Consider the following 10,005-nt stretch of genomic DNA (forward strand, 5'->3'; position numbering starts at 1 on the left):
TCTTTTAACAAATTTTCACCTTCCAAAATCAACTTTGATTATGCTTGTTGCATCTTTTATTGGACTTGAGAAAACTTTAGAGATTTACAATGAAGCAATTAAAAACAACTATAGATTCTACTCTTATGGCGATGCCATGTTAATAATTTAATAAAGCTTCGTTCTCGAAGCTCTTTAGAGTTTTGCTACTTTTAAGAATTTTTTATAAATTCCATTAAAAAGTAGTTATATATGAAAAAGGCTCCCTTTTAAATGGGAACCATTTAAAAGGAGAGTTACTTTGATACATTACATTTTATTTGATACTGAGACAACTGGAGCTTCGCAAGAGGATAGAGTAATTCAATTTGGAAGTATGATTATAAATCAAAAAGGTGATTTAGAAGTTTTTGATGAGTTATGTTTTAGCGATATACCCATAAAACTTGAAGCTATGGAAGTTCATAATATAACTGCTGATATGATAAAAGATAAACCAAGGGCTTGTGAAACAAAATTTTATCAAAGATTGGCTGAGCTAAATAGTAGTGAAAACTATCTAATAGCACACAATATAAATTTTGATTTACAGATGTTAGAAAAAGAGGGATTTGAAAACAAACTTCAACTAATTGATACTTTAAGATGTGCAAAACATATCTATCCTGAACTTCCATATCACAGACTTCAATATTTAAGATATGCACTTGAACTTTATAAAAATGAAGATGAAGAGGCAAAAAAACTAAATATAGTTATAAAAGCTCACGATGCCATAGGAGATGTACTTGTGATGAAGCTATTTTTATCAAAACTTGTTGCAAAAATAAAAGATGAATTTCCAAGTATAAATCCTATGAAAAAACTGGTTGAATTAACACTTACTCCTGTATTTATAAAAACATTTAAATTTGGAAAATATAAGGGTGAAAATATAGAAGATGTAGCAAAAAAAGATCCAAACTATTTAAACTGGATGAGAAACAATATGGAGCTTGATGAAGATATGCAATATACTTTAGATAAAGTTCTAGAAAAATAGTTAAGATAGATTATTATGTATAAAAATGTAAACAAAAGTAACTATTCTTATTTTTTTAACTTAATTTTAGCTTGTAAACTTAATTTTTATCAATTATTCCTATTTTCTTAATATAATTATTAATTAGGATTTATCTTAATACCATAATAAAAACTAAGGAGATAGTTTATGAGTAATAAAAAAGTTAAGACTATTGGAATTCATGAGGCTTATGCAAATGATCCAATAAAAGCTGATTTAGATATCTTTGGAAGAGAGGCTAATCCAACAACAAGAAGAGGATTTTTGAAAAAGAGTTCACTTTTGGCAATGGCTGCTGTTGTTGGATCAAATATTCCATACGCACAAAATATGCCAAGTGGATTAATTCCAGCAGCACTAGCAAACTCTGATTTACCATTTTCAATTCCTGGTAAAGAGGGTTTAATTTACTTAAATGATAGACCAATAAATGCTGAAACACCACCTCATTTATTAAATGATGAGTTTACACCTGATAAACATTTCTTTATTAGAAACAACGGTACTCCACCAGCTATGCAAGATATTGATGTGAAAAATTGGACTTTGGAAATATCAGGGGAGAGTTGTAAAAATCCTACAACATTTACTATTGATGAGTTAAAAAGTAAATTCAAACACTACACTTATGCATTAACACTAGAGTGTGGAGGAAATGGAAGAGCTGAGTTTAATCCACCTACAAAAGGAAATCAATGGGAGCTTGGAGCTATTGGTTGTGGAAGATGGACAGGAGTTAGATTAAAAGATGTTTTAGAGTCTTGTGGAATTAAAAAAGATGCCGTTTATATTGGATATTACGGGAAAGACACTCACTTAAGTGGAGATCCTACTAAAGTTTCAATAAGTAGAGGAGTTCCGATTGAAAAAGCTTTAGAAAATGAAGTTTTAATAGCTTGGGCTTATGAAGGAAATGATATTCCTCATCAAAATGGTTATCCTTTAAGACTTGTAATTGGTGGATGGCCAGCTTCTGTTTCTGGAAAATGGTTAAGCAAAATTGTAGTTAGAAATAAAGTTCATGATGGTGAAAAAATGATGGGACAATCATATAGAATGCCTTGTGAACCTGTTGCTCCAGGAGCAAATGTACCAAATGAAAATATGTGTATAATTGAATCTATGCCTGTAAAATCACTAATCACATTCCCAAAATCAGGTATTACTCACTCTTTAAATGATAAATTAAAGCTAAATGGAAAAGCATGGGCTGGAGATTTAAAAGTTAAAGATATGTATGTTTCAATAGATTTTGGTGCAACTTGGGAAAAAGCAAAAGTTAATAAACCACTAAATAAAACTGCGTGGCAAACTTGGGAAGCAAGTGTTAAATTCCCACAAAAAGGATACTATGAAGTTTGGGCAAGGGCAACTGATAGTAGTGGAAAAATGCAGCCAGTTATTATTCCAGGGTGGAATCCAAGAGGTTATTTAAACAACGCTTGTCACAGAATCGCTGTTCAAGTTGTATAAAAGGAGTTATTTATGAAAAAAGGATTATTCCTTATTTTTGCATCATCACTTCTTTTCCTTCAAGCTCAAAAAGTTGATAGCGAATCTGGATTGATTATTGCAAAAGGTTTTGAAACCGTAAAAGCAAACTGTACTGTTTGTCATAGTGCAAAATTTATTACTACACAAAAAGGTGATAGAGATACTTGGAAAGCTATGATTGTTTGGATGCAAAAAACTCAAGGTTTATGGCAATTTACTCCAGAAATAGAGGATGAGATATTAACTTATCTTGAGACAAACTATCCTCCAGGAAAAGCTTCAAGAAGAGCAAACATAAAATTAAAAGATATGCCAAATTAGCAATAAGTGGGTTTAAATATACCCACTTATATATAAATAAAAATTAAATCCTATCATCAAAATATTTAATATAAAAAAAGATTTTTTACTCCAAATTGAAAAAAATGAAAACAGAATATATAAAATAAAAAAATATAAAGGTGTAAAAACTTCATAAACTTCTATTTTATTCTCTAAAAAAATCTTTAAAAACTCATCAAAATATATTGAAAAATTAAAAATATGAGCAACTATTTCAAGTGGATAAAATATAGTAAAAAATATTGTAATAGGTATTGAGTAAAACTGTTCAATAGCTGTTTGAGGGAAAAAGAAGTGAACTATTGGGTTAAAAATTAAAAACATCCAAATATTAAAAAATATATAAAGTAAAATTTTATTTCCATTCTTAAAATATTGAATAAACAAATAGATGTAAAAAACAGCAAAAATAGAGAACCAAAATCCAATAGAAAATATAAATTTGGGGAAAATTGCAATAACTATAAGAAACGTGTATAAAAGTGTAATATATGAAAATATTTTTATATTACTTCTTAAAAGAAATATTCCAATACAAAAAAGTACAAATGCCCTTAAAAGCGATGGTACAATCTCTGTTAAAATAAGATAATAGAACATTATAAATATTGTAATTAATAAAATATCATATCTTCTATTTCTATATGAAAAAAATCTATCTTGTAAAAATTTATAAGGATAGTACAAAATCCAATAAATCACAAAAGATAAAACTGCTAAATGAAAACCTGAAAGTGCTACAACATGAGCTATTCCATAAGCTGTTATTACATCTCTAAGCTCTTTTGAAACTGGAACTGCTAAAAACAGAGCTTCAAAGAGCTCAATAATCATAGCATCCTCATGATTATTTTTAATATTTTCTAAAATTTTATCTTTAAATTCATATCTTTTTTCAACTCTATCAAAGTATAAAACTTTTGTAAAAAAACCTTTTAAATAATCAAAAAAAGAGATATTTCTAGTATCAATTACAACATTTATTAAATCTAATTTTTCAAAGTTATTATCTTTTGAAAAAGAGGCAAAAAATTCAAAGCCTTCACCTTTTAGTTTTAAGATAGTAAATCTATCTTTAGGGTAAATATTTAAAATGCTAGCTTTTGTTTCAAAAATATAATCATTTTTAAATCTTTTATATGATGAATATTCATAAATAAGATTTAAAATTAAAATGGTGATTAAAAATAGTATGAAAAATATACTATTTTTTGATAAATATATTTTTTGCATAATGTTGATTATACAAAAATATAAACTATTTTGTAAGATTTAAAATAGACTCTTATAGTTTAATTTAACACTTTTTAACCATTTTTTAAGTATATTAAGCCTTTATTATAAAATTTTTAAGGCTTTTTTAAAATGAATAAATTTGATTATACAAAGATATCTGATGATTGTATTAAGTGTGGAAAGTGTAAACCTGTATGTACAATATTTAATATAAATCAAGATGAAGCAACAAGTCCTAGAGGATTTATAGACCTTTTGGGAGCTTATAAAAGAGATGAGCTTGAGCTAGATAAAACGGCTAAAGAGATATTTGAATCATGTTTTTTATGTACAAACTGTGTTGAAGTTTGTCCAAATGATTTACCAACTGATATGATTATTGAGCAAGTAAGAAGTGATATTGCAAAAAAATATGGAATTGCTTGGTATAAAAGATTGTTCTTCTTCCTTTTAAGACATAGAAAAATTATGGATTTTATGTCAAAACTAGGATATATGTTTCAAACATGTGCTATTAAAATAGATGAAAAAACAAAAAGTGCAACTCCTAGATTTAGCCTTCCTATTGTAAAAAAAGATAGAGCCCTGCCATATGCAGATAGCATTAGTTTTTTAAATAAATATCCTGAAAATATGAAGTTTAGTGTTGAAGATAAAAGAAAAAAAGTTGCTATTTTTATTGGTTGTATGAGTAACTACACTTATACAAATACAGGAGATAGTTTAGTAAAAATTCTTAAAAAACTAAAATATGATGTATTTATTCCAAAAAAACAGTTGTGCTGTGGAGCACCTGCTTATTTTACAGGTGCTTTTGATACAGTTGATTATCTAACTAAAAAAAATATTGAATATTTTGAATCTTGGATAGATGATGTTGAAGCTGTTATTATTCCAGAAGCTACATGTAGTGCAATGATAAATAAAGATTGGGAACACTACTTACATGACCAACCAGAGTGGAAACAAAGAGCTGTTAAACTATCTAAAAAGATATTTTTAGCAACAAAATGGCTAGAAAATAGTACAGAGTTAAAAGATATATTGTCAAAAAGTGGTAAAAAAATTGATCAAATGGTAACTTATCACGACCCTTGTCATGCAAAAAAGATGCAAAATGTTTGGAAAGAGCCAAGAGAACTTTTAAAACAAAACTATATTTTAAAAGAGATGAGTGATTCAAATAGATGTTGTGGATTTGGTGGAGTTACTATGCAAACAGAAAAATTTAGTTTTGCAAGGGCAGCAGGTGCTCCAAAAGCAGCAATGATAAGAGATAGCAAGGCTCAAATAGTAAGTGCTGAGTGTAGTGCTTGCAGAATGCAAATAACAGATAGTTTATATCATGCAAATGTTGATGTGGTATTTAAAAATCCAATTGAGTTAATTGCTGAAGCTTTAGAAGATTAATATGGAATTTTGGCAAAATATATACTCACAATTTGATCCTGTAGCTTTTAGAATTGGTGAGATTGCAGTTCATTGGTATGGAATAATGTATGCATTAGCACTTTTAAGTGCTATATTTATTGCAAAGTGGTTTATAAAATATGACAAAATAAATATTAGCCAAGATATTTTTGATTCATATATTTGGTGGGCTGAAATTGGTGTTATTTTAGGTGCAAGAATTGGATATATCCTATTTTATGATCCAAATACAACTTACTACTTAACAAATCCTTGGCAGATATTTAATCCTTATGTAAATGGTGTTTATGTTGGAATTGCTGGTATGAGTTATCATGGAGCATTTATTGGATTTATTATAGCTTCACTTCTATTTTGTAGAAGAAAAAATATTAATTTTTGGTTTATAACAGATATTTCTGTTTTAGGAATTAGTGCTGCTTATGTATTTGGTAGAATTGGAAACTTCTTTAATCAAGAGCTTGTAGGAAGAGTTACAGATGTTCCTTGGGCAATTTATGTTGATGGGATTTTGCGACACCCTTCTCAGTTATATGAAGCCTTTTTAGAAGGAGTTTTAGTATTTTTAATACTTGTTTATTTTAGAAATAGAAAAAAATTTGATGGTCAATTAGCTTTAATGTATGGAATTTTCTATACTATTGCAAGAATTATTGCAGAGTTTTATAGAGAACCAGATTGGCAATTAGGATTTTTAGCTGGAAATTGGCTAACTATGGGAATGTTACAATCGTTTGGAATTTTATTTATATGTTTAGCTATATATTATATGAAATTAAAAGTAGTGCTAAAAAAATAGCCCTACTTTGTATCTTTTTTTGGAACAATCTTAAAAAATTCGGCTTTTGTTAAATCTTGTAAGAACTTTGGTTCAATTTTATGCAAAGCAATAATATCAACTCTTTTATCATTGTAAAGCCAAGATTTACCTGTATCTTTTAGAGTCTCCTCTTTAAAAAGTTTTACCAAATCTTGCTTACTTAAAATTAGCTCTTCCAAATTTATCCTTATTTTGAATAATGAGTTAAATCTATTGTATATCCTCTACCTGAATGATTTTTAATTATTGAGTAGTAAGTTTTTAATCTTATTTTATTTACAATATTTCTCATAGTAAAAATTGACATTTTTTTACCTTTCCAAACCTCTTTTTGAACTAAATCATAATCAGTAACTTCATCTAATCTACTAATTAAAAGTTTCAAAAATCCTTTTTCAAGTCTTGTAAACTCAATCATATTATTTGATTTATCAAAGAATTGATCTTTGTATCTATCAAAATATATTCCCTCAGCTAATTTAAATTTATCAGATCTTTGAGTCTGGTTTAAACACATTAAAACTAATATTAGTATAGAAGATATTGGACAAGATTTTAAAATATATGTATAAGCTTTTAAATTTATAGCTTTTTCTATACTATCTTGAGAATCACTCTTGCTTATTACAATAATTGGAACAAATGCTAATTTTTTTTGTATAAGCTCAATAATATTATCCAAAAAAATAGTATTTTGATCAAAATCAAGAACAATAATATCACAATTTTCCAAATCTATTGTATTTGAAAATAATTTATTATTTAATATAATTAGTTCTTTAAATTTGTCTTTAAAGCCCTCTTTTATCTGCTCATCTTCGCTTATAAAAAGGACTTTTGCATTTTTATTTTGTCTAACTGCTTTTTTCATTTTCTTCTCTTATGTATAATTTTTTATAAATAATAACAAAAACAATATTAATATAAACAAAATTTAAGAGGCACAGTTTACCTCTCTTACTTTGTTTAACATATCAAATACAATTTTAGTATTCTCTTCAATTTGAACAGCTACATCAAAAATCTCTTCATTTGAAGCTTTTTTTGCATATAAATCTACAGTATCTTGAACCAATGAGTGAACACTGTTATGAGCTTTTGTTAAAATTTCCCACTCTTTTGTTTTTGCAAAATCTCTATGCTCATTCTCTCTCATCCATTTTCCAAGGTTACACTCTTTTGAAGTTGCAACTGTAAATTTATTTCCTACATTACATTTTGCAAAGTTAATATTTTTGAAATTAATATGATCTGATTTTAGTTTATTAATATTTACAATCATATTTGAATCACAAATTCTGCTACTTGCACTCTTATCAAAACTTGTTTGACTTATTGTTTGATCTAAACTAACAGCAAGTTGTGCAGTCTGTTTTGCCATCTCATTAATACTTGAAGCTAAGTTAGCATTTTGTTGTGTTGCTTGATCCAAACTATTTACAGTATCATTTATCTGAGCCATAGCTTGTTGTTGCTCTCTTGTTGCCGTTGCTACATCTTCAATTAATTTTATAGTTACATCGATATTTGAATTTAGCTCATTGTATCCATTTATCATATTTGTAGTGCTATTTTTACCCTCTTTGGCTTTTAAAGTCGCATTTTCAACAATATTTTTAATCTCATTTGCAGCTTCAGCACTTCTGCTTGCAAGATTTCGCACCTCTTGAGCAACAACAGCAAAACCTTTTCCAGCTTCTCCAGCAGTTGCTGCTTCAACAGCTGCGTTTAGACTTAAGATATTTGTTTGGAATGCTATTTGATCAATTACACTAATTGCTTCATTTATTGCCATAACCTGATCGTTAATCTCATCCATTGAAATAGCTGTTTTTTGTGCTAACTCTTTTCCAATAGCTGTAGATTTTGTAACATTTTGTGCATATTGAGCCATTTTTGTTGCATTTTCACTACTTCTTTCAATAGTTGCTGCAATCTCTTCAATAGCAGCAGCAGTCTCTTCAAGACTTGCAGCTTGAATATTTGATGATTCACTTAAATTTGAAGATGCAATTGACAACTCTTTTGAACTATCATTTAAATCTAAATTTGATTTATAAATTAGACACATAATTTCATTTATACTTGATTGTGTAACTCTTACTCCATTTACCAATGATGAGATAATTCCTGAACTATTCTCTATATTTTTAATATTGTAATCATACTGTGCATTTGATAAAGCAATAATTGCATCATTTACAACCAATAAATTTGATTGAGTTTTTTCAATCATTTTGTTTATCTCTTTAACTAAAGAGTTTACACTATTTGAGTTTGCAACTCCTACAACTTTATCATTTAACAATCCAGCATTAACTTTTTCAATAACTTTTTTTGTCTCATCAATAACAATTTGATCTTGAATATGACCTTTTTCGATTGAATCTAAATATCTATTAAAACTAGTTACAACATCTCCTATCTCATCATTTGATATAACTTCTATTCTACTTTCAACTGATGATGTATTAGTTATTTGATCAATAGTTTTTTTAAGGCTCAAAATAGGATTTAAAATACCTATTTTCATATTTATCAAAGATGCTATCATTGTAACTAATAAAGAAAGAACTAAAATAATTAAAGCAACATATACTATTTTTGAAGCTTGTTCTATTGCACTTTGAACACCACTTATAGGTTCTGCTAAAAGAGTAATACCTAATTTTCTACCTTGAAAATCAACAACATTATCATATGTATAAAAATATTTTTTTGATACCAAATAACCATCTTTTAATAACTTATCAAAATCTATTGTTTTTGCATCTGCTAAAAAATCTTCATTAACAAAATTTTGAGAAATCAAATATTTATTTATAACTTTTTTATCATCATATTTAGCTGTCGCTAAAGCTGTATCCATTAGAAGTAGATATGCTTTACCCTCTTTATCAAAATCAATAGCAACAGAGTTTAATCCTTGCATAAACTCTAAAGAACCAGCATGAACCCCATCTTTTAAAACAGGAACCACAGATCTTAACTCCAAACCTGCATTTCCAATCTCAAAACCATTTACAACTTTTTTTGTTTTATTTACTTCAACAACACTTGCTCTAAATGAACTTAAATCATCCCCATGATTTTTTTGATTCCAAGATCTTAAAAATGAGTGATTATCTTTTGTATGAATATGAATTCTAATATTTTTAAATGGTGTTGACTCTTTCATTTTCAAACCAAGTAAATCAACAGATTTTATAACAGTATCTCTATCTGAATATAGTAATCCACTTTGAAGATTTGAATCATTTGCAATAGATATTGCATTTGAGATTCCAACATCAAGTTTTGAACCAACTCTAATATCTTTTAAGTTTTTTAAGCTTTTTACAACATCAGATTGAACTTCATCTTCTAAGCTGTTTTTATAACTATTTAAAACTAAATATCCAACAATTAAAGCAATAACTGTAACAACAGCGCTTATAATTGTAAACTTTAAACCAATCCCAAATCTATTCATATTTTAACTCCCTTTTGTATCTTTTAATATTATATTGTAATCTCTTTAATATCAGCTATATTTCTAAATCCTAAATATACTTGTGATATTAAATTTTTTCTATTTATTTTGATTTTTTCATCTTCATGATTTACAAAAACTTTTTCAAAAAAGTTATCAAGATTTTAT

At 27.4% G+C, this 10,005-nt stretch carries 10 protein-coding genes; 6 read left to right on the forward strand and 4 right to left on the reverse strand.

What is annotated here, in order from left to right:
- The 4 genes from WC168_RS08160 to WC168_RS08175 form a co-directional block, all read left to right on the forward strand.
- Positions 1-151, forward strand: a 151-nt coding sequence (locus tag WC168_RS08160; RefSeq protein WP_372618614.1) for an S-adenosylmethionine:tRNA ribosyltransferase-isomerase, incomplete at its 5' end; no start/stop codon positions are given.
- Between the two features lie 129 nt (positions 152-280).
- A complete protein-coding gene (locus tag WC168_RS08165; RefSeq protein WP_372618601.1) occupies positions 281-1,021 on the forward strand; it encodes an exonuclease domain-containing protein in 741 nt (246 codons plus the stop codon).
- Positions 1,022-1,189: 168 nt separating this feature from the next.
- On the forward strand, positions 1,190-2,515 hold the full coding sequence (locus WC168_RS08170) for a sulfite oxidase (RefSeq protein WP_372618603.1): 1,326 nt from the start codon (positions 1,190-1,192) through the stop codon (positions 2,513-2,515).
- A 12-nt stretch (positions 2,516-2,527) separates the two neighbouring features.
- Positions 2,528-2,857, forward strand: a complete 330-nt coding sequence (locus WC168_RS08175; protein ID WP_372618605.1) for a cytochrome C — start codon at positions 2,528-2,530, stop codon at positions 2,855-2,857.
- A gap of 12 nt (positions 2,858-2,869) precedes the next feature.
- Here the strand turns inward: WC168_RS08175 and WC168_RS08180 are convergent, their stop codons facing one another.
- Positions 2,870-4,111 (reverse strand): ComEC/Rec2 family competence protein, encoded by a 1,242-nt coding sequence (locus WC168_RS08180; protein WP_372618607.1) that lies wholly within the window; start codon positions 4,109-4,111, stop codon positions 2,870-2,872.
- A 132-nt stretch (positions 4,112-4,243) separates the two neighbouring features.
- Between WC168_RS08180 and WC168_RS08185 the strand changes: the two genes are divergently transcribed.
- Entirely contained in the window at positions 4,244-5,524 is a 1,281-nt protein-coding gene (locus WC168_RS08185) for a (Fe-S)-binding protein (RefSeq protein ID WP_066161220.1), read from the forward strand.
- Between the two features lies 1 nt (position 5,525).
- On the forward strand, positions 5,526-6,344 hold the full coding sequence (gene lgt, locus WC168_RS08190) for a prolipoprotein diacylglyceryl transferase (RefSeq protein WP_066161219.1): 819 nt from the start codon (positions 5,526-5,528) through the stop codon (positions 6,342-6,344).
- Between the two features lie 2 nt (positions 6,345-6,346).
- On the opposite strand, the gene WC168_RS08195 is transcribed toward lgt, so the two are convergent.
- The 3 genes from WC168_RS08195 to WC168_RS08205 all read right to left on the reverse strand — a co-directional run bounded on the left by WC168_RS08195 (position 6,347) and on the right by WC168_RS08205 (position 9,837).
- Complete coding sequence (locus WC168_RS08195; RefSeq protein WP_066161218.1) at positions 6,347-6,544, reverse strand: hypothetical protein; 198 nt, start codon at positions 6,542-6,544, stop codon at positions 6,347-6,349.
- Between the two features lie 8 nt (positions 6,545-6,552).
- Positions 6,553-7,236, reverse strand: a complete 684-nt coding sequence (locus WC168_RS08200) for a DNA-binding response regulator (protein ID WP_372618610.1) — start codon at positions 7,234-7,236, stop codon at positions 6,553-6,555.
- A 63-nt stretch (positions 7,237-7,299) separates the two neighbouring features.
- The gene (locus tag WC168_RS08205; protein WP_372618612.1) at positions 7,300-9,837 is read right to left on the reverse strand and encodes a methyl-accepting chemotaxis protein; all 2,538 of its coding nucleotides are present in this window, start codon (positions 9,835-9,837) and stop codon (positions 7,300-7,302) included.
- Positions 9,838-10,005 lie beyond the last annotated feature (168 nt).

Source organism: Aliarcobacter sp. (genome assembly GCF_041672065.1).
Taxonomy (GTDB): Bacteria; Campylobacterota; Campylobacteria; order Campylobacterales; family Arcobacteraceae; genus Aliarcobacter; species Aliarcobacter skirrowii.